Source organism: Bacillus sp. FJAT-22090 (assembly GCF_001278755.1).
In the GTDB taxonomy this organism is placed as follows: domain Bacteria; phylum Bacillota; class Bacilli; order Bacillales_A; family Planococcaceae; genus Psychrobacillus.
This window is the reverse complement of the sequence record NZ_CP012601.1, coordinates 2,935,595-2,958,234: the sequence shown is the minus strand read 5'-3', so window position 1 is coordinate 2,958,234 and position 22,640 is coordinate 2,935,595. Positions and strand designations below refer to the sequence as shown.

Here is a 22,640-nt window from a genome sequence, read left to right as displayed (position 1 = left end):
ATTAGTTAATAATTATACAGCTGAAATATGAATAAAAATAAGAGAAGCATTTACTGAATTAATATAGTATTAGCCTGTGAAATACGTATATACACATAAAAAATGTTATTAGATCGGTGTAAGGTAACTTGAGGATTAATTTTTATGTTTGCCATAAAATTATGAAACTAAAAATATTTTCTTACGTATAGATAGTGATAAAAAAATTCTAGGAGGGTCTCTAATGTCGTTTTTTAATAAAGTCCTTGCAAGTGTTGGAATTGGTGGAGCCAAAGTAGATACAAAACTGGAAAAGTCAGAGTATGTTGCTGGCGAAACAATGAGAGGCGTTGTTGAAATTTATGGGGGAAATATAGAACAACAAATAGACTCCATTTATTTAACAGTGTATACAACGTATATCCGTGAATCGGACGATAGAAAATACACAGATGTTGCTTCGGTGATTAACTATAAAGTAAACGAGCCTTTAACAATAGGAGTTAATGAAACGAAAGTAGTTCCATTTTCATTTGCCCTTCCAGTGGATACACCAATCACTATAGGAAATACGAGAGTATGGGTTGGCACAGGACTAGATATTAAAAATGGTGCAGATCCTAAAGACAAAGATTTCATAGGAGTGAGACCAACAAGTCTTGCTGCTCAGATTTTAGACGAAATAGAACGACTAGGATTTAGATTGAGAAAAGCGGAATGTGAGCAAGCTTCTAGAAGATACCACAATAAGTTTCCGTTCGTTCAGGAATTTGAATTCATTCCTACTAGCGCAGTATATAGAGGAAGATTAGATGAATTAGAGATTTTGTTCCTTTCCCAAACGGAACAATCAGCAGATGTACTTATTCAAGTAGACCGAAGAGCACGAGGATTTGGAGGTTTTCTTTCAGAGGCATTAGAAATGGATGAAAGTCACATTAGACTAACGATCACTACAAGAGACTTACCAACTTTACAGGAAAAATTAAAACAAGTCATTACTAAATACGCTTGATAAAGTAATTCTTTTATTTAAAATCCCTAGAGATGAAGTTCGTTTCTAGGGTATATTTGACAACATAACTAACCATTGGTTATAATGTAACCAATGGTTAGTTATAAGGAGTGTAATTAGTTGAAAAGTAAACAAGAGCAACGTTCAGAAGAAACAAAACAAGAAATTTTAAAGTCTGCTGGGAATTTATTCGCCGAAAAGGGTTTTGATGCAGTAACGATAAGAGAAATAGCAAAGAATGCAGGTTGTTCACATACGACGATTTATCTTTATTTTAAAGATAAGGAAGCATTGCTTCATCAGCTCTCTATGCCATCTTTACAAGAATTACAAGAACAATTCAACGAAATTTTGAAAATAAATACATTATCTTCAGAAGGTAAACTAAAAGAAATTAGTCGTGAGTATATTACATTTTGCCTACGAAATCGAAGTATGTATGATGTTTTTTTCAATGCTAAATCTTCCAGAGTAGACGAAGAACCTGAATTAGAGATCAATAAACTTCGAATAGAAATTTTTGACATAATGAAAGAGCTCATTCAGATAATTCTTTCTCTACCAAACAACGATCAACTGCTAGCATTTTCTCGTATTTATTATTACAGCTTGAATGGGATCTTGAGTACGTACTCGTATCAACATGAACCGCTTGGAGTGTTAATGGAAAGACTCACACCTACGTTTGACCTTGCAGTGGATATTCTTATTTTAGGTTTTAAAGAAAAATTAAAGTAAGGGGAATAGATGATGAAAGCAAAAAAGATATCGGACCATATTTGGAGTTTAAAAACATGGATGATTATTCCGATTCACGTATGGGTTGTTGTTGAAGAGGACGGGGTTACATTGGTGGATGCTGGAATGCCTATCATGGCAAAAGGAATTATGAAATTTATTAACCAATTGAATGCTGGTCCTTTGCGAAGAATTCTATTAACGCATGGGCATTCTGATCATGTTGGAGCTGTGAAATCGATTTTAAAAAACAACGATGTGCCTGTATACGCACATCAAATAGAAATTCCTTATATGGAAGGGGAAATTGTCTATCCTAAAAGAAAGAAACTAGAGTCAAACTTAGCGAAAAAATTAAGTCAGCCACTCCTAGAGGATAAGACTGGCAACATGCAACCGATTGGTGGACTTACCCCTATTTTTACGCCAGGGCATTCACCAGGTCATGTCGTTTATTACCACGAAAAGGATCAAATATTGTTGGGAGGGGATCTTTTCACTTCAAAGAAAGGTAAGCTTCAACCGCCAATGCCGATGTTCACAGCAGATATGGATCAAGCAGTAAAAAGCGCATCCGTCATAAGTAAGTTAAAACCAAAGCTGTTAGAGGTGTGCCATGGCAATGCGGTGGAACGTCCGGCAGATCAGTTAGAGAACTATATTAGAAGTATGGAGATAAAACTTGGCGGTGGGTTATCATGATAATCGCTCAATATACAGTGTATGGTCTGATTTTTCTAATGGAATTATGTGCGCTTGCTGCATTTTCGTATTGGGGTTTTCATCTGAACTACGGCTGGTTTTTAAAGTTATTATTTGGAATTGGTACCCCTCTTCTTGTTGCTATTTTTTGGGGGGCATTCATTGCCCCTAAAGCTAATTTTCCTGTAATTATTCCAGTTCGAATTATTTTACAGCTAATTGTATTTGCTTTAGCAACTGCCTCCCTATATTTTTCTGGAAATAGTAGGCTTGCGGTTATATATGGAGTAGTAGTTATGATAGGAATGACTTTGATGTATACAGGAGGTCGTTAGCTTTGTTTGCAGGACATTTCGGAATATCCGCTACTGTGAAAAGTAAAACCCCTGAAACGCCACTATGGTCACTAATCGTCAGCACACAATTGCTTGAAATTGTGTTTATTCCATTTAATTTGGTAGGTTTAGAGAACATAGAATCCATAGGAGAAGGTGGATACGGCAATGATATGATTTATGCATTCTACACGCATTCTTTAGTAGGTTCACTTATCCTTTCCGTTTTAGCAGCATTGCTAGCTAAAAGATTATGGGGTAGGAAATCTGGTATTATCACAGGAGCCGTCGTATTTAGCCACTGGATTCTTGATTTTATAGTTCACCGCCCTGACATGCCAATTCTGCCAGGTAATATCGGTAATCTCCCTCTCTTAGGATTAGGTCTATGGGAAATGGTTCCCGGAAGTGTTCTGCTTGAGGCATTATTACTTGCAATCGGTTGTTTCTTTTACTTTAGCTATGCCTTGAAAAAAGAAGTATTTGCACATAAGGGAAAAGGAATTATGGCCGGTTGCGCGATGACTGCATTTCTTTTACTTTCATTTTATTTTGGCATCTCCCTATAATTATTTGAATTTTTTTAAATAAGTTATTTAATAAGACCAGAACGGATTCTAGTTCTTGGTTTTTTTCTGTTTAGCCATTTCCAATTGATATAGTACAATTAATAAAAACAGTAAAATTCATAGGGAGATGATTTTTATTTCAACAGATATAGAAACTCAAATTATTGATGACATTATGCATCAAATTGTTTCAAAGTCAATGGAACATGGGAAGAAACTCCCTTCTGAAAATGAACTTGCTACAAAATATAAAGTACCAAGAATGACAGTGAGAAATGCTCTAACGAAACTAGAAGAACGAGGATATATATATTCTAAACAAGGAAAAGGAAGATACTTAAAAGAAGAGTCTATACAAATTCAATTGCATCTGACTGGGAAAACAAGTTTTACAGATAAAATGAGGCAATCAGGTTATGAATTAAAGACGGAAAATGTTGTTTGCGAAAAGATTTCTTATAATGAACAAATATATCAAAGCCTGAATTTAAACAAAGAAGATAGTGTCTTTAAAGTGGCAAGAATACGCTATATCAATGAGGAGCCAATTGCTATTCATTCTTCCTTTGTGAGTGAAACAACGTTTCCAAGAATTGCGCAGGATGGACCTAAGATTGAGTCGATGTTTGCATATTATCGAAACCTAGGTTATAAGGAATTTACAAGTAAAAAAAGTCTGTTAAGTATTACATTTCCGACTTCAAGTGAACAACACTTACTATCCTGTAAAAGCATGGTGCCGCTCATTGTTGTAGAGAGTGATTGTATAGATGTTGACTCCAATAAAGTATTAGAACATACAAAAATACTTTATCGAAGCGATAAATTTAAATACGATATAACGATGGGATGAAAAGGTGAATGACAATTCGGTTATTTGCTTTTTTTGCTTTTATCACTAGAGAATGCCCAAGTAAAAAATATATAGAAGGCAGTAATAAACAATGCTTGTAAGGCATTATCTACCCAATTAAATGTTTGGTTCTTAGAATAATCCGATAGAAGATAAATCATATATAATCCTATAAAAAGAGGTAGATAATTATACTCTCTGAAAAATTTCATCTATTATCCTCCGTACATTAATGACCTAATCCTATCATAAATGGATAAATAATCCTAATTGAGACCAAATCATTGATGAAAGCAACCAAATGCAACATAAAGCAACTAAATTCAAAGTAAAGCAACCAATACTTAAACGAAAGCAACCAATGCTCAAATTTTATAAATTCTTACCCGGACAGGTCTAGCACCTGTCCTTTTTTATATCCAGAATTCAGCTACTTACCCTCAAGGAAACAAAGGCATTTTCGCTTTTTCCCAACCAATTGTTAAGGACATTTACAAAAGCTTTACGGAGCCTTAAAACACAACCACTTGGCGACAAGTTAAGATGAATTTGCAAAGGAGGATTTATCCATATGAAAAGAAGACGAAGAACTGAGATTCTCATTCAGGGCGATCCCCAATTGGCTCAAAAGTTTGCAGAATCTATTATAGACACATATGAATGCCGAGAGATTTTAGCACCGCAATATGGGTTGACTATGATCAAGATGAGAGAAACGGCGAAAAGCTCCCTGTTTTATATAGGAGAGGTCCTAATTACGGAAGCAAAAGTAGAGATTAATAAACGCATTGGAATAGGAATCGTTGTAGGCATGAAAGACGAACTAGCACGCCATCTAGCGATTATTGATGCTGCATATAAAGCACAATTACATGAAACGATAGCGTGGGAAGCAGTACTCATAGAAGCAGAAAAACAAATTAATATAGAGCGTGCAAAAAGACAAGCGGAACTATTTGAAACGAGAGTTAGCTTTGAGACGATGGAAGTTTAATAAACCAATAGGAGAGATAATATGGCAATTGATCAAGTACACGATTTACAGCAAGTTTACAGAAAAATATTGCACAGTATGTCGAGGCCCGGTACCATTTCGTCACTTTCTGAAATCGCAGAAAGAGTGGATTTTAATCTTCCTTGTTACAATGCAACTATTTTAAGTGCAATGACATTTTTAGACGCAGAGTCCACTTTTCATATCCTTTCCGAGGAGCAAAAGGATCTAATCGAAAAAATTTCAGAATATACATCCTCGAGATATGCACCAATTAACGAAGCAGATTTTGTCATCGTACTACGAGACGATACAGATACGGTAATTCAAAAAGCTATGCAACAATGTAAAAACGGTACCCTTATTGATCCGCAGCTGTCTTCGATTTGGATTATAGAAAGCACTCCTCTTTCTGACGAGGGGCAGTGGATGTTAACAGGTCCAGGGATTCAACATAAGTCTCAGGTACAAACACGATTTGATCAATCTATGTGGAAAGCAAGAAATGAAAAAACAAAGGAATATCCGCTTGGAATTGATTTGATTTTCACAGATGAACATGAGCAAGTAGTCTGTATCCCTCGAACAACTACAATCAATAACATGGAGGTGAGCTAATGGGTTACGTTCCAGTTAAAGGTGGCACACAGGCGATAGAAGCATCTATTAACCGATTAAAATATGAACGGATTAAAGACCGAGAAATTATAGAAATTAACACAATTATGTCAACGATGCGTGGAATGGTAGACCAAGTAATGTCGGAAAGTAGTTTGTATTCACCATACTTGGCTGCACTTGCGATAAAGCAAGCGGAAGGAAGTATGGAGGAAGCAGTTTTTCTCATGCGTGCTCACCGATCCACTTTACCTCGTCCATATTATAGTCAAACCGTTGAACCGGAAACGATGCTAGTGGAGCGCCGAATTTCGGCAAGTTTTAAAGATATTCCAGGTGGACAATTATTAGGGGCAACTTATGACTACACACATCGTTTGCTCGATTTAAGTTTAATAGAAGAAAGTCAGGAAGAAAACCTAAGGTGGCTACAACATTACCACAATCAATTAAAACAAATAGAAGCCTTTGATGAAGTAAAGTACTTTCCAAAAGTAGTAGATTACTTGAGGGAGGAAGGACTTTTTGAAACACATGAGGTAGATAATACCCCTCCTATTGATGTTACAAAGCAAAGTATACAATTCCCAACTACGCGTAGCGAAAGACTTCAAGTCCTCACACGTGGACAAACTGGAGCTGTCACATCTCTTGGCTATGCTTCATTGAGAGGATATGGGCAGGTACATCCGACAGTCGGTGAAGTACGTGTAGGCTTACTTCCTATTTATGTGCAACATCCAAATGAAATGGAGCACAGTGCGGAAGATGAGTTTTATATAGGAGAAATTAGAGTGACTGAGGTAGAGTCATTTGTGCCAACAAATGTGAAAAATGAGAACAACGAATATGAACTAGAGTTAGAGATTGGTTATGGCATTTGTTATGGACAAAACGAAACAAAGGCAATAGCTATGAGCATTTTAGATCAATGTTTGGAGCATCCCGAATCCAATTTTCCGACGCATGATGAAGAATTTGTGTTATTGCATATAGATTCTGTCGAGTCTACAGGATTTATTTCTCACTTGAAACTACCTCATTATGTTACGTTCCAATCCAAACTGGATAGTATCCGCCAAGTGAAGAAAGGGGTGCAGAAAGTTGAAAGCTAATACACATTTTGCATTTTTCGATGAAGGATCTAAGAAAGAAATTCGACGTGCAATTATAAAGGCAGTAGCAATTCCGGGGTATCAAGTGCCTTTCGCTTCAAGAGAAATGCCAATTGCACGAGGTTGGGGAACAGGTGGATTACAAATAACCCTCTCAATTATTGGCCAGTTAGATGTGCTTAAAGTAATTGACCAAGGAGCAGACGAGTCTGTAAATGCTGTAAGTATAAAAAAACTCGTTCATGAAACGACTGGTGTTGAAATAACAGAGAAAACTGCAGACGCGACTCTTATTCAATCACGGCACCGAATACCAGAAGTTCCTTTAACAAATGACCAAATTCTCGTCTTGCAAGTACCGACGCCAGAACCCCTCCGGCCTGTGGAGGCAAAAGAACTTTTGACGAAAAGAATGCATGCGGAAGATGACTATAGTGGTGCATGGTTATTGCTTTTCGAACAAATTATGAAATACGGCAAAACGGCTACTGCGGCAGACCACCCGGTATACGTAAACGATCGCTATGTGATGGCACCAAGTCCAATCCCTAGATTTGATAACCCAAAAATGCATCATTCTGAAGCTTTAATCCTTCTTGGGGCTGGACGTGAAAAGAAAATATATGCAGTTCCTCCTTATACAGATGTAAAATCCCTTGCTTTTGAGGACTACCCATTTGCAGTCGAATCGTTTGAAGGTCAGCAATGTCACTTATGTGGTTCTACACATATCTTCTTAGATGAATTAATTGATCAACAAACAGGAAAAACCGTTTATCAATGTAACGACACAAACTACTGTATGGACCAATTAAATAAGAAAGAGGAAGCTGAGGTGCTAACCAGCTATGCATGAGGAACCAATATTAGAAGTAAAAAACTTACGAAAACAATTTGGTACAGGGTGCTACAAGTGTAGAGAAATTGAAAAAAGGGAGTTAGAGAAAAATTTCTGTAAGCATTGTGGGACTGTGTATGCTTGCCAAGATATTTCATTTGATTTGTTCCCTGGAGAAATACTAGGGATAGTCGGCGAGAGTGGAAGTGGTAAATCGACGATGATGCAATGCCTATACTTCGATTCAGATGTTACTTCAGGTGAAGCGTATATTAATGATTCTTTTTTAGCTGGGAAAAACGTTTTTGAACTATCCTCCCAGCAAAAACGCTCGATTCGAAATCATGTATACGGCATGGTTTATCAAAATCCTGTTCATGGATTAAAAATGAACTTTTCTTCTGTCGGTAATATAGCGGAGAAACTAATCGCGGCAGGCAATCGCAATGTAGCGGTTATGGAAGCAACGAGTAAACAATTGCTGGAAAGCGTGCATATCCCATTGCATCGAATGAAAGAAGAGCCTCGAAACTTTTCGGGTGGGATGCAACAAAGAGTTCAAATAGCAAAGGCATTGTCGAACAACCCACCAATACTTTTTTTAGATGAAGTAACGACTGGTCTAGATTTATCTGTACAGGCAAATGTACTTGATTTGATCAAAAAAATTCAAAGAGATTTAGGAATTAGTATGATTGTCGTGTCACATGATTTAGCAGTTATACGGATGCTTGCAGACCGCACGATTGTACTGTTGAACGGAAAAATTATTGAAGAAGGCTTGACCGATCAAGTTCTTGAAGACCCACAACATGAGTACACCCAGCAATTAGTTTACTCATTATTATAAGAGGAGCGGTGACTTTGTACATTATTCATAATGGGAAAATCATAACAGAGGAAGCAATAGTAGACGGATATGCGGTAGTAGTGCAGGGAGAAGTCATTCAAGCGATTATCCCTCAAGAATCGGTGGTGAATTATTCTGATGCTGAGCTCATTGATGCTAGAGGAGGATACATATCTCCTGGATTTATCGATATTCATTCCGATTATATTGAAACAATAGCATCGCCAAGACCTACTAGTATGATGGATTTTAATATTAGCCTAAGAGAAGCAGAGAAAATATTAATTAGCCACGGAATTACTACGATGTTTCATTCGCTTTCCTTTTACCGTGAGGATGTTTTTACCCATAAACCAATGCGAAATCCGAACAATATTCAACGAATGGTAGATGCAATAGACGCTACGCATCACGAGCTACATTTAATCCGTCACCGGTTACATGCTCGATTCGAAATAGATAATGTCGATGAGATTGACAGCCTTGTTCAAAATATCGAAAATGGCAAAGTGCATTTACTGTCATTTATGGATCACACCCCAGGGCAAGGACAATACCGCAATCTAGAAGTGTATCGCGAAACGTTAAAGGGATATCGGAATATTTCTGATGACGATGTAAATGTATTAATTGCGGAACGACAAAGCACTGAGTTTTTAACGATTGAGAAAATAAAAGAAGTGGCAGAGCTTGCTATATCAAGAGGGATTGCTGTCGCTTCACATGATGATGACGAAATTCAAAAGCTAGAGCTCGTAAAATCCTTTGGAACAACAATTAGTGAATTTCCTATTACGCTCGAAGTAGCAAAAAAAGCTAAGGAAATGGGCTTACATACGATAGCAGGGGCACCCAACGTATTGTTAGGTGGTTCCCACTCTGGGAATTTGTCGGCAACAGAAGCCATTGCAAATGACTGTGTAGACATCTTGTGTAGTGACTATTATCCAGCTGCATTACTCCACGCTATTTTTAATTTGCATGAAAAGCACGGCAATGACTTACACAAAATGTTTATGATGGTCTCTTTAAATCCTGCTAAAGCGGTGAAAATGGATGATGAATTAGGATCTATTAAGGTTGGGAAGAAAGCCGACATTCTTGTAATTGAAAGAATGGAAGACGGTTATCCGATGCTGACTGCAACAATGGTAAACGGTGCTTTAATAACAACTACGCATTATCGGATCAAATAGTGAAACGAGGAGGTAGTAACATGACGATGTTAGATGTCAAAGAGTTTGGTAAACGATTCACTATTCATCACTTAGGCAAAACGATTCCTGCAATTGAGCACATTAATTTCTCATTGGACGCGGGAGAATTCATTGGAATTATTGGGAAAAGTGGTAGTGGTAAATCGACGATATTAAAGAGCATCTACCGTTCTTATTTACCTGATGCAGGCAATATTTTTTATAACTCAGAACGCTTTGGACTAGTTGATTTGGCTAATATATCAGAAAGAGAAATGCTGTATTTACGTAAGTATGAGATTGGCTATGTATCTCAATTTTTGAATGTCATGCCGAGAACGACCTGTCGCCAGCTCGTTATTAATGCATTACTTGAAATGGGCGAAACAGAGGAAGTAGCCCTTGTAGAAGCAGAAAAAGCATTAACACATTTTGAAATGGATCCAAAATTATGGGATAGCTATCCTAATACATTTTCCGGTGGAGAAAAATTGCGATTAAACATAGCGATGGCAACCGTGAAAAAACCAAGATTGTTATTACTAGACGAGCCAACTGCAAGTTTAGACCAACAATCAAAAGTAAAGGTTCGTGAAATGATTGAGAAATTGAAAAACAGAGGGACCACTTTAGTGGGCATCTTTCATGACATTGAATTTATGGAAGGGCTTTGTGACAAGGTTTATGATATGCAAACAAGACAAATGACAGTTGCGAAAGAGTCGGTTGGCTATGAAAGCTGATTTACATGTCCATAGTCGCTACTCCGACGGTTCGGAGCATGCGGAAACATTAATGAAGCAAGCTAGTCAGCGTGGTGTTACACATATTAGTTTTGTCGATCATGATACCGTTAAAGGGCTTTCGGAAGTTCTCGAACTAGGGAGAAAATACGGAATAAAAGTTATACCTGGTATTGAAATCTCAGCCTTCGACTATAAAAGGAACCGTAAAGTCCATGTTCTTGGATATAACTATCATCCTAGTGCACCACATATTCAAGCAATTTGTGATCCATTGTTAAAAAGGCGGCAGGAACATTCCCTCTGGCAAATGGAACAAATAAAATTAGCAGGCTACGAACTAGATAAAGAGGCTATTGAGGAATCTGCCAAACCATCCGAGACCATTTATAAACAACATATTATGCACAATTTAACAGATGCTGCCTATACATCTCCAGCGTACAAGCAGCTATATAAATGTCTATTTAAAGGGAGTGGAGTTGCCTCAGGGGATATTCAATACATTGATGTGTTTGAGGCAGTAAAAGCTATTGTGGCAGATGGGGGCATGGCGGTCATCGCTCATCCTGGCCAGTTGGATTCGTATGAGTTGATACCAGAACTACTAGAGGTTGGATTAGGCGGAATTGAAAGAAACCACCTAGACCACACGGCAGAGGACCATCTAAAGATAGAAGTCTTGGCAAAAAAATATGGCTTGGTTATGACAGGTGGTACAGACTATCACGGTGCTTATGGAGCAATAGTTGAAATCGGAGATATTGTCAGCCCTTCCTTTGAGAGGATGTAAATAAGGTTAATAGTGTTTAAAGATACTGTAAATTTACACAATTGGTAAATAATTTATGTTTCAATATAAACGTACGACTGGGTTAAAACATTGTAACGCCATTTTATTTAGCGAAAAGGAGAATTATTGATGAAGAAAAATTGGTTTATCATCAGTCTGGTTTTAGTAGTTGCTCTATTCTTATCAGCTTGCTCAGAAGGAACTGCTGGCGCGAAGGATGCAAAAGTAGATGACGTCATAAAAATCGCTTGGTATCCAAATGAATCTGGTACAGATATGAAATCTTCACGTGATGAAATTGGTCGAGTAATTGAAGAGGCTACTGGTAAAAAAGTAGAACACCAATTAACTACTGACTATGCAATCGCTATTGAAACATTAATAAATAACAACGCAGATCTTGCTTTCATGGGAGCACAGGGCTATATCGAAGCTAAAAATGGAAACGATGCTATTCAACCATTAGTAGTACCAACTGGTAAATCAGGTACATTAGACGATGCTTTATATCACAGCTGGTTAGCTGTAAATGTAGCTGACCAAGATAAATTCAAAGTAGACGGTGAATTTTCATTAGATACATTAGAACAAAAAAGTATGTCATTTGTTTCAAATAGTTCAACATCAGGATTCGTTGTTCCATCATCATCTATTATTGCTCACTATGCAGAAAAATCTGGCTTTGAAGATTTGGTGCCAGAGGATTTAATGGAAGGCGGACCACTATTTTCTCAAGTATTATTCGGGAACTCACACCAAGGATCAGCTGTAAATCTATTAAGTGGTAATTCAGAAGTTGCAGCATTCTGTGATACTTGTGTTGGAAACTATGTGGATGTAGTGGAAGGAGAACCGAACAAAGTAGGTTCAGTTTATAAAGTAAAAGACGACGCTGCAGAGCCTTTTAACACAGTACCTGGTAAAGAATTTACTTTGATGTCAGTTACTCCAGTATTAAATGCACCATTTGCAGCTAACTTAGAAGCTTTAGGTCAAGAGGATTATGATAAATTGAAAGAATTATTTACTTCAGATGATATTGCAAACAATGAAAAAATCTTCGTTCCAAAAGATTCAGGAGAACCAGGATTATTCTTTAAAACAGAAAATGAAAGATTTGCAGATGTAGAAGATGAGTGGTTCAATCCGATCCGCGAACTTTCAAAATAATAGTGTGAATGAAATAAAAATAAGAGTATGCATACAAAATCGTGCATGCTCTTATTATTTAAATAACCTAAAGAGGAGTCATATAAATGCCCTTACTTAAAGTAGAGAATTTAGGGAAATCGTATAATGCGCAAACGAAAGTGTTAAAGGATGTTAGCTTTGAAGTAGGGTCTGGAGAATTTGTTTCCATCATCGGACCTTCTGGAGCAGGAAAATCCACTCTATTACGTTGTATCAACCGTTTGGTAAATATCGACGAAGGTAAAGTTATTTTTGATGGCAATGATGTAGGAAGTTTGAACAAAAAAGAACTACGTAAGATGCGTACAAACATAGGTATGATCTTCCAACATTATAATTTGGTACCGCGATTATCTGTTATTGAAAACGTTCTACACGGTAGATTCGGATATAAATCAACGTTTCAAGGAGTGTTTGGAAAGTTTTCAGAATCAGAGAAGGAGCATGCCTTTTTCCTTTTAGAAAAGTTAGGTATAGCAGAACATGCCTATAAACGATGTGATCAGTTGAGCGGCGGTCAGCAGCAACGAGTAGGAATTGCACGCTCCCTTATCCAAGAACCAAAAATCATTCTTTGTGATGAACCGATTGCTTCGCTTGATCCAAACGCTTCTAAAGTGATTATGGATTACTTAAAAACAATTACGATGGAGCTTAATATTACATGCATCGTGAATTTGCACCAGGTGCAAGTTGCCCGTGATTACTCAGATCGAATCATTGGATTAAGTAAAGGAAGCATTGTATTCGATGGACCAAGTTATAGACTTTCAACGGACAGTACCGACTTAATATATGGAACAACTACAACAACTGTAGAGAAAAGACAGTTAGTTACTGTGTAAGGGGAAATCAAAGTGAATGTAAAAGGTATGAAAAACCAGAGAAAATGGCAGACGATAACTTATGTAGCGCTAATTATCATCTTGACTTATCTATCATCTGACATAACGAACTTTAACATCATTCATGGAATAGCAACTTTACCAGATGCTGTTACTTGGATTTTCTCTAACTTGTTTATTACGCAAGAAACACTGGAAAGATTACCGAAAATATTGGAAAAATTATTGGAGACAATCCTAATGTCTATTGCTGCTACAACGACAGCAACAGTTGTTTCCTTATTTTTAGGATTAATGGGTTCTAAAACTACTGGAACAAATTCTGTGCTCGGGGTATTCGCTCGATTCGTAGCATCAGTCGCGCGTAATATTCCAGTTGTAGCGTGGGCTTTAATCTTATTACTTTCTTTTGGCCAAAACTCCGTAACAGGATACTTAGCGCTATTTGTTGGGTCAGTTGGGTTTTTGACGAGGGCCTTTATCGAGTCGATTGATGAAGCAAGCCATAGCGCAGTAGAAGCTTTACAGGCAACTGGTGCTACCTACTTTCAAATCGTCTATAAAGCAGTTATCCCCCAGTGCTTGCCGCAGATGATCAGCTGGATTTTGTTTATGATCGAGACGAACATCCGAAGTGCCACACTTGTTGGTATCTTAACGGGTACAGGTATTGGATATACATTTGACCTCTATTATAAAACCCTTAACTATAATGCGGTTGCACTAGTTACGCTTAGTATCGTCTTATCCGTTATAGCAATTGAGTTAATTTCAAATCATATACGGAAGGTGATTCTATAATGGAAGCAACAACAACCCTTATAAAAAGAAAAGCAGATGGCAAAATATCGATTAAGTCAGGTAACAAGGTAGAGCGAGTAATGAAAGGCACCATCATTATTTTATTGGCTCTGACAATCCTAGCGTTTATGTTTTTTAACTATGCAGGGTTGGATTTAACGAAAGCTATTCCGGAAACATTGTATAACCTAAAAGCGATGTTTTTAGAACCTGCTCTTACTCATTTCACCTGGGGGGAAGCTTTTTACCAAGTAGGAATTACACTTGGCTTGGCATTCCTTTCCACTATATTAGGAGCGGTTATTGCATTCTTTTTAGCATTAATGGCAGCAACCAATCTTTCAAACAAATGGTTATCCAATACCATCCGAGTGATGGTAGCAATCGTACGTGCAGTCCCGACTGTATTATGGGTATTAATCTTTGCCATTGCTGCAGGATTAGGAAGTGAAGCAGCCGTTCTTGGAATGCTCTTTCACTCTATTGCTTATTTAGTGAAGGCATTCTCAGAGGCTTTTGAAGAAGTAGACAAAGGAATATTGGAGGCGTTGACCGCAACAGGTTCGAACTGGTGGCATATCGTTAGCCATGCAATTTTACCTACCACGTTCACTTATTTATTGTCCTGGACATTTTTACGCTTTGAAATCAACTTCTCAGTAGCTGTGGCAATGGGAGCAGCGGCTGGTGCTGGTGGTATTGGCTTTGAACTCTTCATGGCATCTGGATTCTACTTTGATATGCGTGAAGTTGGCATGATTACCTATATGATTTTAGTGTTGGCGATTATTTTAGAGCTAACTTCTACTAGATTAAAAAGTCGATATTTCCCTGCCACATCTAAATAAGCCAAACCCCAGAATATAGTGTTTCTGGGGTTTCTTAATTACGAACAGAGTTCATCTGAATTTCAATGTATAGATGGGAACTCAATAAATGGCTAACATATTTTTACCATGGCTATTAGTTCTCTATAAGTAATTTTGGATAAAGCCAAAAACATGTTCTTTTATATAGAACATTTACTCCTTTTAGCAAATATCAATAGAGTTATTTAAAAAAGCTCTTCAATTAAAATTAAATGCGTTTTTATTATTTCCTAATTTTTTTAGTGATTTTTTATATACAAAAATGAGAAAACATGGATATCCATGTTTTCTCATTTTTGTTTTAACCCTGTCCTCATCAACTTTAAATATTTCATAGGACAGGGATTGAGCAAATTGGGTCTATTGGTTACATTTCCCTCGTTTATTTGGGTTTAGCGCAGGTATATACATAGCATAGCCGGTTACAGAATTGAAAACGCAGCTCCAGCCACGTCAAAAAATAGAGGGGAGGGAGCCACGTGAGTGTTCAAAAAAGTACAGATAGCTCAAGCCTTGCTGAGGTGATTGACAGAATCCTGGACAAGGGAATTGTGATTGATGCCTTTGTAAGGGTATCGTTAGTCGGGATTGAAATAATTACAGTGGAGGCTCGGGTGGTTATCGCTAGTGTGGATACATGGCTTCGATATGCAGAGGCTGTTGGCCTATTGCGGGATGAAGTCCAGGATCAAGGTCTTATCAGAAGAAATCAAAATGAGCAATTAAGTTATTAAGAAAGGATGGACAGAAAATGAATAGCCAAAAATCCAATGAAAATTATGAAGCGGTGGAACAGGAAGAACAAAAGCAAACGGAAAATAATCAGCCAGCACAAGAGAAGAAGAAAAGCACAAATTATTCTATGAACTTTGCCCTGATTGGCGGTGTGGTTGGAGTAGGGATCGGCTTGCTTGCCAATCCGGATACGAGCAAGAAGGCGATGAAAAAAATAGGTGAATCTGAATTGATGAAAGTGGCAAACGAGGAATTCAGAAAAACGGCCCAGGAGCTTCTGGCAGGGCAGGCGCAAAGCAGCATCAAGCATCTTGCTTCAGGATACATGAGCAAAATCGAACAAGGGCTACTGTCTCCGAAGAAAGGTGATGACAGTGTTCCAAATACGGAAAACAAGCAAAGCTATAACGAAATAAAAGAAGAAAACAAACAGCTAAACGAGCGCCTTGAAAAAATTGAAGAGATGCTGAATAACCTCGTGGCTACCAAGTGATGACAAGTCTTTAATCCAAAGGGGGTTAGTGTATGGACAAGCAACTGACAAAAACAGCAGGGAAAGTCGCCAAGACGGTGATTGAACACACACCAGAACCGATTAAAGACAAAGTTAAAGAAGTCGTAGCTGACAAAGCCAAAGAGAAAATTGTCGAGAATGTCCAAGACAAGGCACTACAATTAACCGAAAACCTGGAGAGTGCCAAGGAAAAGTTTGCCGATAAAGTTGAAGGCAATGCAGAAGAAGCGAAAGAAAAAACACAGGATGTACTGCTTTCCGCCCGGGATAAGCTTGGGAAGGTAGTCGAGGCAGGGGAAGAACTTCAGAAGAAAGTCTCCTCGACAAATAAAAGTGATGATAAACGAAAAGTGAAGAGTGTCTCAGACATTAAAGGAATCGGTTCGATTAAGACATCCAAGGACATTAAGGGAGCAACCAAGATTAAAACTATTAAAGACATCCGGACCATTGGTTCTTAAAAGGATTAACGAAAGGAGAATGCAATAATGGCACTTCAAAAAAGTACAGACAGTTCAAGTTTAGCGGAGGTTATTGACCGAATTCTGGACAAAGGGATTGTAATTGATGCATTTGTCAGAGTATCAGTTGTCGGGATTGAAATTTTGACAGTTGAAGCAAGAGTAGTCATTGCCAGTGTGGATACATGGCTACGATATGCAGAGGCGGTCGGATTGCTACGAGACGGTGCTGAAGAAGACGGTCTTGCCCTTCAGTCGAATGAAGGAAATGCTCGATTTAGTATTTAGAAATCAGCTGGTACGGCTAGGGTTCAGGCAACCTTGGTGTGCCAGTTTTAGCAGGAGGCTACCATGGAAATCAAACAGATTATCGGAAATGTGACGGAGTTTTTCAATGAATTTGTAGCCCCGGTCCATAAAATCACTTCCGTAGAAGCAAGTGATGATAGTGGCTGGAAGCTTACAGTGGAAGTCATTGAGGAAAAGGAATATATGAAGAAGTATGCAAAGGATGAAATGCTTGGAATTTACGACGTCCATCTAAATTCGGAGCAGGAAGTCACATCCTATAAAAGACAGGATATCCGCTATAGAAGCTCCATCAAAATGGAAGTGTAGGTCGTGGGATTAGGAGGTAACAGAGTGACGGTCTTAAAAGATAAAATCGACAAGAATTCACGGACAATCATTCGCGACGAAAAAACGGAAGAATTGCTTTCTCGTTCGTTGCAGTATATGAAAGCCGGATATCCCATCCATTTTACAGGCCCATCCGGAGCCGGAAAGACATCTCTTGCACTGGCACTTGCTAAAAAAAGAAAAAAACCTGTCATGCTCATACACGGCAACCATGAGCTGAATAACAAAGACCTGATAGGCGACTTTACAGGTTATACGAGCAAAAAAGTAGTCGACAATTATATACGGTCGGTCTATAAGCGGGATGAAAACGTGACGGAGACGTGGAGGGATGGACGATTATTAGAGGCGGTGAAGAATGGATACACGCTGGTTTACGATGAATTTACACGTTCATTACCCACTACCAATAACATCTTTCTTTCCATTTTAGAGGAAGGTATCCTTCCGTTGTATGGTACCAAATTGACTGAGCCGTTTGTCCGAGTCCATCCTGACTTTGCGGTGATCTTCACTAGCAATCCAGATGAATATGCTGGGGTCTACCAAACGCAGGATGCACTTCTTGACCGGCTTATCACCATTTATATCGATCATAAGGATTATGACCGTGAGGCGGCCATCGTAGCCGACAAAGCCAATATTGATAAGAAAGACGCTGCAGCCATTACAGAGCTGGTTGCCAAGCTGCGCAATGAATGTATAGAAGAAACCGGTCCGAGTCTACGGGCATCTATCATGATCGCTAGGTTGGCAGCGGAACAAAAACTCAAGATTGATGGGTCCAATCCTGACTTTGTACGACTGTGCTTGGACATTCTAGGTCACCAAGTGAGCAGGTGTATCGAATCCGATGAACCCATCAAAACAGCAGAGAAATTAATCAAAAAGGTCTGCAGCAACATAGAGGCAATCAAGGAATAAAGGAGAGAATTAAAAATGAGCCAAGAAGAGCAAAATGGTATCTATATTTTTTGCGGAATCCAGACAGAAACGGACGAAGATTTCGGCACTTTTGAAATAGAAGGCGAAAACAAAGAGCTGTTTACTATCCGCTATAAGGATGCGGCTATTGTAGCAGCAGAGGTTCCGATGAAAATCTATCATCCGAACAAAGACAATCTACTGATGCATCAAAATGTCGTTTCCCAAGTGATGAAAAAGAACGACACTGTGATCCCTGTCAGCTTCGGCAATGTGTTCCAGTCAAAGGAGGACGTTGGTGTGTTGCTTGAAAACCTCTATCCGCAGTTTGAAAAACTGTTCCCAGCAATAAAAGGGAAGGTGGAGCTCGGTCTAAAAGTAATCGGCAAAAAAGACTGGCTGGAATCACTTGTTGGTGATAATTCGAAAATCGATAAAATGGCAAAAGCTGTGCAAGGGAAATCAGAAGCGGCCAGCTATTATGAAAGAATTCAGATTGGCGGAGCTGCACAAAAACTGATCACTTCACTGCAGCAGGATGTAAAGCAGGAAGTCTTCAGCCCATTGACGGAGCTGGCTGAAGCATCCAAGACCAACGATCCGATTGGGGAGAAAATGCTTCTTAATGCAGCATTCTTAGTTGACCGAGGTAAAGAAGCAGATTTTGATGAAAAAATTAATGAGACGTACGAAAAATGGAAAGACAAAGTTGAGTTCAGTTACAGTGGACCCTGGCCGGCGTATAACTTCATTAATATCCGTTTAAAAGTTGAGGATGCCTGATGATCCATAAACTGGTTTCCGCTCCAATTAACCTAGTAATAAAAATCGGTGAAAAGGTGAAAGAGGAAGCTGATAAAGAGCTGTACGACCTTCCTACAATCCAGCGAAAGCTGGTCCAGCTTCAAATGATGTATGAGCTTGGGGAAATACCTGAAGAGGTTTATAAAGCAAAGGAAGAAGACTTGATCCTTCGATATGAAATGGCAAAACGGATGGAAATGCAGCAATGGGAAGAGATGACAAAGAAGAAATGAGGAAAGGAAAAGATGGACAGTCTAATTTACTTATACGGATTGATACCGACAGAGGAAGCAGGCAAACAGCAGATTCCTGCTATTAATGGCTTTGATGGCAAAGGCGGCATCTACACCCTGTCTATAGGCAAGGCAACAGCCATTGTCTGTGACCTGGATGCTGAACAGTACTCTGAAGAGAACATTAAGGAACAAATTAACAGTGACATGGAATGGCTCCAGGAAAAGGCTTTTCACCATCACGAAACCGTCATGATGCTTTCAAAGATGTACACGGTCATCCCCTTGAAGTTTTGCACGCTGTTCAAAAACCAGGGAAGTTTGGCAAACGCTGTACAAACCAAAGAAGCACACTTGGTCGATACATTTTCCTCGATTCACGGTAACGAAGAGTGGAATTTGAAAATATACTGCGATGATCAGTTGCTAAAAAAACAGGTGAGTCAGAGCAATCAGACCATTGAAGCAAAAAGAGAGGAAATAAGCCACCTTTCTAAAGGAAAGCAATTTTTCGAGAAGAAAAAGCTGGACAAGCTGATTGAATCTGAGCTAGAAGAAGAAAAAAACAGAATTAGTGAAAATATACATGTGCATCTAAGCGAAATTGCGCTAAAAGGAAATGTCAAAAGAACGTGGAGTAATGATGTGACGGGAAGAAAGGATGAGATGACCTGGAATAGCGTCTATCTGATCCCCGCAGCAAATGTAGAAAACTTTTTAGAACAGATCCAGCAATATGAGAAGGGCATGAAGGGAATGGGATGGCAGTTTGAAGCAACAGGGCCATGGCCGGCCTACCACTTTTCTAACTTTTCATAAGTGAGGATGAGATGAAATTATGGCATTCAGAGAAACGATGGAAAACAAGGATATAGCGCTCATTGATATTTTGGATGTCATCCTAGATAAAGGTGTTGCGATCAAGGCTGATTTAGTGATTTCCATCGCTGGCGTAGATCTGGTGTATTTAGATTTGAGAGTATTGATTGCTTCAGTGGAATCTCTCGTACAGGCACAAGCGGGAAACAATAAAACCGTATCTTCAGAACAATTTGATAGACAGAGGGAGGCATTGACTGATGCAACCGGCCAACCAAGCAAGTGGAAAGATTAATCTAGACCCTGATAATGCGGAGCATGGTTTGGCGCAATTGGTGCTTACCGTCATTGAGTTGCTGAGGCAAATCGTGGAAAGGCATGCCATTAGGCGGGTTGAAGGCGGAACACTGACAGATCAGCAAATTGAGGACTTAGGCGAAGCATTGATGAATTTGGAAGAGAAAATGGAAGAGCTAAAAGAAATATTCGGCTTGGATGCCGAAGACTTGAATATTGACCTGGGTCCTTTAGGAAGCTTGCTTTAATACAAACACCCAAGGAGGACTTTAAATGGAACATTCCATGCAATCCAACACGATTGTAGACGTACTTGAGAAGATACTGGATAAAGGAGTGGTGATTGCAGGAGACATCACAGTCGGGATTGCGGATGTAGAACTGCTCACCATCAAAATTCGGCTGATTGTTGCTTCGGTCGACAAGGCTAAAGAGATTGGAATGGACTGGTGGGAAACCGATCCCTACCTATCTTCCAAAGCGGCAGACAGCAATACGAAAGCTCTGGAGGAAGAGAACCGGAAGCTTCACGAAAGGCTCGAAACACTCGAAAAGAGTATGTCAGCCAACCGGATGAAATCCAGTGGGTTCAACTACTAAACTATAGCTAGATTTTTATTATTAAAACAAGAAAGTGACTTGCTACTGCATCGCTCGCTAGCTGCGTCACAAAGATTATGGCGTAGCCATACCCTTTGAACCTAGCAATCCACAGGAGCGTGAAGTATGAGACCCGCAAGTATGCGGTATTCATATTGTTGGCTCAAAGGAAGATGCCAGCGCAATGAACGATAAATAAAAGCAATAATTGATATCTATAATAGGAGGAAACAACATGACTGAGACAATCTTGAAAGAAAATAAACCTGAAGTAAAAAAACAAGGTAATTTTAAACGATCACTAGCAGGAGGTCTGATTGGTGCGACTATCGGATACCTAGCTACCCCTGAAAATGGCCAAAAGCTAAGCGGTAAGGGAGTGGACTTAGGACATGCAGTGCAAGATAGCTCGAAGAAAGCAATCGATTCTATTAAGAATTCTGCATCCAAGTTGTTTTCAAAAGAAGGAGGCAATACTTCCGACGATCATGAACCTTCTCGCAATGCTTCTAAATTAAACAATGCAAAGGAATCCTCTCAAGAAGATGAAAGCATGGCAAATCGTCTGGAACGTCTGGAAGGGATGCTTGCAAAAATAGTCGAAGGAAAGAATGGAAAAAATAATGGGACTGCAGAGGTAAATAATGCTTCAAATGAATTGGAAACCTTGTCCAACAAAGGTGATTCACAAGATCCTGGCCTGGACAATCATGAAGAAGAACAACAAGGCCATTCTGACAGCAAAGAGTCCAGCACTGTTTTACAAACTACCTTAAAGGACGATTCAACAGATACAGAACAGCTGGAAAACGGTGAAGAGGACAAATCCAAGACAGATGATCGATCATCCAACGAGGAATATGAGGACCTAAAAGTAGAAAATGAACAACTACAAGCTCGCTTGGGCAAAATAGAAGAGCTTCTAGTAAAACTAGCAGAAGATAAAAATGACCAAAGTAAGGATTCCGCAAATGTAGAAGATGATAAGGAAGAAGATAGCTCTGATGATGGCCAAGAACTAGACAGCAGCAAAGGAAATGATGAAGCAGCAAGCCTAGATGATAGTGATGAGGAGCAAGATAAGTCCGATGAAGTTTCCGCTAACTTGGCTGAAGGAAAAAATAAAACGGAAGCTTCAGGAAACGCCCAAGAAGATGAAGTTGAATCAGAGAAACTTGAAGAAAATGAAGAGACCGAAGATGACGGTAGTCAGGAGGCTCCTGAAAAGAAAGAACTTGAAGGAAAACAAAAAACTCAACATTCTGGGCTAGAAACAGAAGATGAACAGGAAGACGATGAAGAAAATGAAGAAGACAAGCAGAATCAGGACGAGGATTCAAGCGAAGAAAATGTGGAAGATGACGAGTTAGAAGAAGGCGCGCCGAATAAAGATCAAAAACCAAATAGCAGCAATCGTTCGGATGCAAAATCCGGCAAAGCTGCCAAGCAGAATTCAGAAAAAAAAAACGAATCCAAGAAAATAGATAAGAAGGATAAGGGAAAAACGTACAAAGTGAACTCCAAAGATGAGGAAACCTATCTCCTTTTGGATGGATTAAGAAGGGAGTAG

General features: G+C 38.9%; 31 protein-coding genes. All 31 read left to right on the top strand.

Annotated elements, in window-relative coordinates:
• The first annotated feature begins 223 nt into the window (after positions 1-223).
• The 31 genes from AM499_RS14810 to AM499_RS14655 all read left to right on the top strand — a co-directional run bounded on the left by AM499_RS14810 (position 224) and on the right by AM499_RS14655 (position 22,640).
• The gene (locus tag AM499_RS14810; RefSeq protein ID WP_053590934.1) at positions 224-994 is read left to right on the top strand and encodes a sporulation protein; all 771 of its coding nucleotides are present in this window, start codon (positions 224-226) and stop codon (positions 992-994) included.
• A 120-nt stretch (positions 995-1,114) separates the two neighbouring features.
• Complete coding sequence (locus tag AM499_RS14805) at positions 1,115-1,732, top strand: TetR/AcrR family transcriptional regulator (RefSeq protein ID WP_053590933.1); 618 nt, start codon at positions 1,115-1,117, stop codon at positions 1,730-1,732.
• Positions 1,733-1,741: 9 nt separating this feature from the next.
• A complete protein-coding gene (locus AM499_RS14800) occupies positions 1,742-2,434 on the top strand; it encodes an MBL fold metallo-hydrolase (protein WP_053590932.1) in 693 nt (230 codons plus the stop codon).
• Positions 2,431-2,769 carry a YrdB family protein gene (locus AM499_RS14795; RefSeq protein WP_053590931.1) on the top strand — a complete coding sequence of 113 codons (339 nt, stop codon included), beginning with the start codon at positions 2,431-2,433 and terminating at the stop codon, positions 2,767-2,769. The genes AM499_RS14800 and AM499_RS14795 overlap by 4 nt, the downstream gene beginning before the upstream one ends.
• A 2-nt stretch (positions 2,770-2,771) precedes the next feature.
• Positions 2,772-3,338 (top strand): hypothetical protein, encoded by a 567-nt coding sequence (locus AM499_RS14790; protein WP_053590930.1) that lies wholly within the window; start codon positions 2,772-2,774, stop codon positions 3,336-3,338.
• 127 nt (positions 3,339-3,465) lie between these two features.
• A complete protein-coding gene (locus AM499_RS14785) occupies positions 3,466-4,191 on the top strand; it encodes a GntR family transcriptional regulator (protein WP_053590929.1) in 726 nt (241 codons plus the stop codon).
• Between the two features lie 571 nt (positions 4,192-4,762).
• Entirely contained in the window at positions 4,763-5,185 is a 423-nt protein-coding gene (gene phnG / locus AM499_RS14775) for a phosphonate C-P lyase system protein PhnG (RefSeq protein ID WP_053590927.1), read from the top strand.
• Between the two features lie 21 nt (positions 5,186-5,206).
• Positions 5,207-5,803: a phosphonate C-P lyase system protein PhnH gene (gene phnH, locus AM499_RS14770; RefSeq protein ID WP_053590926.1), complete on the top strand. Its 597-nt coding sequence runs from the start codon at positions 5,207-5,209 to the stop codon at positions 5,801-5,803.
• Positions 5,803-6,918 carry a carbon-phosphorus lyase complex subunit PhnI gene (locus AM499_RS14765; protein WP_053590925.1) on the top strand — a complete coding sequence of 372 codons (1,116 nt, stop codon included), beginning with the start codon at positions 5,803-5,805 and terminating at the stop codon, positions 6,916-6,918. Before phnH ends, AM499_RS14765 begins: the two co-directional genes overlap by 1 nt.
• Positions 6,908-7,774, top strand: coding sequence for an alpha-D-ribose 1-methylphosphonate 5-phosphate C-P-lyase PhnJ (locus AM499_RS14760; RefSeq protein ID WP_053590924.1), 867 nt, complete (start codon positions 6,908-6,910; stop codon positions 7,772-7,774). Before AM499_RS14765 ends, AM499_RS14760 begins: the two co-directional genes overlap by 11 nt.
• Positions 7,767-8,606: an ATP-binding cassette domain-containing protein gene (locus tag AM499_RS14755; protein WP_053590923.1), complete on the top strand. Its 840-nt coding sequence runs from the start codon at positions 7,767-7,769 to the stop codon at positions 8,604-8,606. The genes AM499_RS14760 and AM499_RS14755 overlap by 8 nt, the downstream gene beginning before the upstream one ends.
• A 14-nt stretch (positions 8,607-8,620) precedes the next feature.
• Positions 8,621-9,802 carry a phosphonate metabolism protein PhnM gene (gene phnM / locus AM499_RS14750; RefSeq protein ID WP_053590922.1) on the top strand — a complete coding sequence of 394 codons (1,182 nt, stop codon included), beginning with the start codon at positions 8,621-8,623 and terminating at the stop codon, positions 9,800-9,802.
• A 20-nt stretch (positions 9,803-9,822) separates the two neighbouring features.
• On the top strand, positions 9,823-10,545 hold the full coding sequence (gene phnL / locus AM499_RS14745; protein ID WP_053590921.1) for a phosphonate C-P lyase system protein PhnL: 723 nt from the start codon (positions 9,823-9,825) through the stop codon (positions 10,543-10,545).
• Positions 10,535-11,338, top strand: coding sequence for a PHP domain-containing protein (locus tag AM499_RS14740; protein WP_053590920.1), 804 nt, complete (start codon positions 10,535-10,537; stop codon positions 11,336-11,338). The genes phnL and AM499_RS14740 overlap by 11 nt, the downstream gene beginning before the upstream one ends.
• A 129-nt stretch (positions 11,339-11,467) precedes the next feature.
• Positions 11,468-12,508: a PhnD/SsuA/transferrin family substrate-binding protein gene (locus AM499_RS14735; RefSeq protein WP_053590919.1), complete on the top strand. Its 1,041-nt coding sequence runs from the start codon at positions 11,468-11,470 to the stop codon at positions 12,506-12,508.
• Between the two features lie 86 nt (positions 12,509-12,594).
• Complete coding sequence (gene phnC, locus AM499_RS14730; RefSeq protein WP_053590918.1) at positions 12,595-13,374, top strand: phosphonate ABC transporter ATP-binding protein; 780 nt, start codon at positions 12,595-12,597, stop codon at positions 13,372-13,374.
• Between the two features lie 27 nt (positions 13,375-13,401).
• Positions 13,402-14,175, top strand: coding sequence for a phosphonate ABC transporter, permease protein PhnE (gene phnE, locus AM499_RS14725; RefSeq protein ID WP_053592234.1), 774 nt, complete (start codon positions 13,402-13,404; stop codon positions 14,173-14,175).
• Positions 14,175-15,023, top strand: coding sequence for an ABC transporter permease subunit (locus AM499_RS14720; RefSeq protein WP_053590917.1), 849 nt, complete (start codon positions 14,175-14,177; stop codon positions 15,021-15,023). The genes phnE and AM499_RS14720 overlap by 1 nt, the downstream gene beginning before the upstream one ends.
• Before the next feature lie 500 nt (positions 15,024-15,523).
• Entirely contained in the window at positions 15,524-15,778 is a 255-nt protein-coding gene (gvpA, locus tag AM499_RS14715; RefSeq protein WP_053590916.1) for a gas vesicle structural protein GvpA, read from the top strand.
• A gap of 17 nt (positions 15,779-15,795) precedes the next feature.
• Complete coding sequence (locus tag AM499_RS14710) at positions 15,796-16,272, top strand: hypothetical protein (protein WP_053590915.1); 477 nt, start codon at positions 15,796-15,798, stop codon at positions 16,270-16,272.
• Between the two features lie 32 nt (positions 16,273-16,304).
• Positions 16,305-16,754 (top strand): gas vesicle protein GvpQ, encoded by a 450-nt coding sequence (gene gvpQ, locus AM499_RS14705; RefSeq protein WP_053590914.1) that lies wholly within the window; start codon positions 16,305-16,307, stop codon positions 16,752-16,754.
• 27 nt (positions 16,755-16,781) lie between these two features.
• A complete protein-coding gene (gvpA, locus tag AM499_RS14700; RefSeq protein ID WP_053590913.1) occupies positions 16,782-17,042 on the top strand; it encodes a gas vesicle structural protein GvpA in 261 nt (86 codons plus the stop codon).
• Between the two features lie 63 nt (positions 17,043-17,105).
• Positions 17,106-17,372: a gas vesicle protein GvpO gene (gvpO, locus tag AM499_RS14695; RefSeq protein ID WP_053590912.1), complete on the top strand. Its 267-nt coding sequence runs from the start codon at positions 17,106-17,108 to the stop codon at positions 17,370-17,372.
• A gap of 24 nt (positions 17,373-17,396) precedes the next feature.
• A complete protein-coding gene (gene gvpN / locus AM499_RS14690) occupies positions 17,397-18,317 on the top strand; it encodes a gas vesicle protein GvpN (RefSeq protein WP_053590911.1) in 921 nt (306 codons plus the stop codon).
• Positions 18,318-18,332: 15 nt separating this feature from the next.
• Entirely contained in the window at positions 18,333-19,100 is a 768-nt protein-coding gene (locus AM499_RS14685; RefSeq protein WP_053590910.1) for a GvpL/GvpF family gas vesicle protein, read from the top strand.
• Positions 19,100-19,354, top strand: a complete 255-nt coding sequence (locus AM499_RS14680) for a gas vesicle protein GvpG (RefSeq protein WP_053590909.1) — start codon at positions 19,100-19,102, stop codon at positions 19,352-19,354. The genes AM499_RS14685 and AM499_RS14680 overlap by 1 nt, the downstream gene beginning before the upstream one ends.
• Before the next feature lie 12 nt (positions 19,355-19,366).
• A complete protein-coding gene (locus AM499_RS14675; protein ID WP_053590908.1) occupies positions 19,367-20,173 on the top strand; it encodes a GvpL/GvpF family gas vesicle protein in 807 nt (268 codons plus the stop codon).
• Between the two features lie 19 nt (positions 20,174-20,192).
• Positions 20,193-20,468 carry a gas vesicle protein gene (locus AM499_RS14670; RefSeq protein WP_053590907.1) on the top strand — a complete coding sequence of 92 codons (276 nt, stop codon included), beginning with the start codon at positions 20,193-20,195 and terminating at the stop codon, positions 20,466-20,468.
• Positions 20,434-20,718 carry a gas vesicle protein K gene (locus AM499_RS14665; protein WP_053590906.1) on the top strand — a complete coding sequence of 95 codons (285 nt, stop codon included), beginning with the start codon at positions 20,434-20,436 and terminating at the stop codon, positions 20,716-20,718. Before AM499_RS14670 ends, AM499_RS14665 begins: the two co-directional genes overlap by 35 nt.
• 25 nt (positions 20,719-20,743) lie before the next feature.
• Positions 20,744-21,070: a gas vesicle protein gene (locus tag AM499_RS14660; RefSeq protein ID WP_053590905.1), complete on the top strand. Its 327-nt coding sequence runs from the start codon at positions 20,744-20,746 to the stop codon at positions 21,068-21,070.
• A gap of 235 nt (positions 21,071-21,305) precedes the next feature.
• Positions 21,306-22,640, top strand: a complete 1,335-nt coding sequence (locus AM499_RS14655) for a putative sodium/potassium/calcium exchanger (RefSeq protein WP_053590904.1) — start codon at positions 21,306-21,308, stop codon at positions 22,638-22,640.

Bases quoted from the DNA above. Each gene is read 5' to 3' on its own strand.
- AM499_RS14810 (WP_053590934.1), top strand. From the start codon at position 224: ATGTCGTTTTTTAATAAAGTCCTTGCAAGTGTTGGAATTGGTGGAGCC.
- AM499_RS14800 (WP_053590932.1), top strand. From the start codon at position 1,742: ATGATGAAAGCAAAAAAGATATCGGACCATATTTGGAGTTTAAAAACA.
- AM499_RS14795 (WP_053590931.1), top strand. From the start codon at position 2,431: ATGATAATCGCTCAATATACAGTGTATGGTCTGATTTTTCTAATGGAA.
- AM499_RS14785 (WP_053590929.1), top strand. From the start codon at position 3,466: ATGATTTTTATTTCAACAGATATAGAAACTCAAATTATTGATGACATT.
- phnG (WP_053590927.1), top strand. From the start codon at position 4,763: ATGAAAAGAAGACGAAGAACTGAGATTCTCATTCAGGGCGATCCCCAA.
- phnH (WP_053590926.1), top strand. From the start codon at position 5,207: ATGGCAATTGATCAAGTACACGATTTACAGCAAGTTTACAGAAAAATA.
- AM499_RS14765 (WP_053590925.1), top strand. From the start codon at position 5,803: ATGGGTTACGTTCCAGTTAAAGGTGGCACACAGGCGATAGAAGCATCT.
- AM499_RS14755 (WP_053590923.1), top strand. From the start codon at position 7,767: ATGCATGAGGAACCAATATTAGAAGTAAAAAACTTACGAAAACAATTT.
- phnL (WP_053590921.1), top strand. From the start codon at position 9,823: ATGACGATGTTAGATGTCAAAGAGTTTGGTAAACGATTCACTATTCAT.
- AM499_RS14740 (WP_053590920.1), top strand. From the start codon at position 10,535: ATGAAAGCTGATTTACATGTCCATAGTCGCTACTCCGACGGTTCGGAG.
- AM499_RS14735 (WP_053590919.1), top strand. From the start codon at position 11,468: ATGAAGAAAAATTGGTTTATCATCAGTCTGGTTTTAGTAGTTGCTCTA.
- phnC (WP_053590918.1), top strand. From the start codon at position 12,595: ATGCCCTTACTTAAAGTAGAGAATTTAGGGAAATCGTATAATGCGCAA.
- phnE (WP_053592234.1), top strand. From the start codon at position 13,402: ATGAAAAACCAGAGAAAATGGCAGACGATAACTTATGTAGCGCTAATT.
- AM499_RS14720 (WP_053590917.1), top strand. From the start codon at position 14,175: ATGGAAGCAACAACAACCCTTATAAAAAGAAAAGCAGATGGCAAAATA.
- AM499_RS14710 (WP_053590915.1), top strand. From the start codon at position 15,796: ATGAATAGCCAAAAATCCAATGAAAATTATGAAGCGGTGGAACAGGAA.
- gvpQ (WP_053590914.1), top strand. From the start codon at position 16,305: ATGGACAAGCAACTGACAAAAACAGCAGGGAAAGTCGCCAAGACGGTG.
- gvpA (WP_053590913.1), top strand. From the start codon at position 16,782: ATGGCACTTCAAAAAAGTACAGACAGTTCAAGTTTAGCGGAGGTTATT.
- gvpO (WP_053590912.1), top strand. From the start codon at position 17,106: ATGGAAATCAAACAGATTATCGGAAATGTGACGGAGTTTTTCAATGAA.
- AM499_RS14685 (WP_053590910.1), top strand. From the start codon at position 18,333: ATGAGCCAAGAAGAGCAAAATGGTATCTATATTTTTTGCGGAATCCAG.
- AM499_RS14680 (WP_053590909.1), top strand. From the start codon at position 19,100: ATGATCCATAAACTGGTTTCCGCTCCAATTAACCTAGTAATAAAAATC.
- AM499_RS14675 (WP_053590908.1), top strand. From the start codon at position 19,367: ATGGACAGTCTAATTTACTTATACGGATTGATACCGACAGAGGAAGCA.
- AM499_RS14670 (WP_053590907.1), top strand. From the start codon at position 20,193: ATGGCATTCAGAGAAACGATGGAAAACAAGGATATAGCGCTCATTGAT.
- AM499_RS14665 (WP_053590906.1), top strand. From the start codon at position 20,434: ATGCAACCGGCCAACCAAGCAAGTGGAAAGATTAATCTAGACCCTGAT.
- AM499_RS14660 (WP_053590905.1), top strand. From the start codon at position 20,744: ATGGAACATTCCATGCAATCCAACACGATTGTAGACGTACTTGAGAAG.
- AM499_RS14655 (WP_053590904.1), top strand. From the start codon at position 21,306: ATGACTGAGACAATCTTGAAAGAAAATAAACCTGAAGTAAAAAAACAA.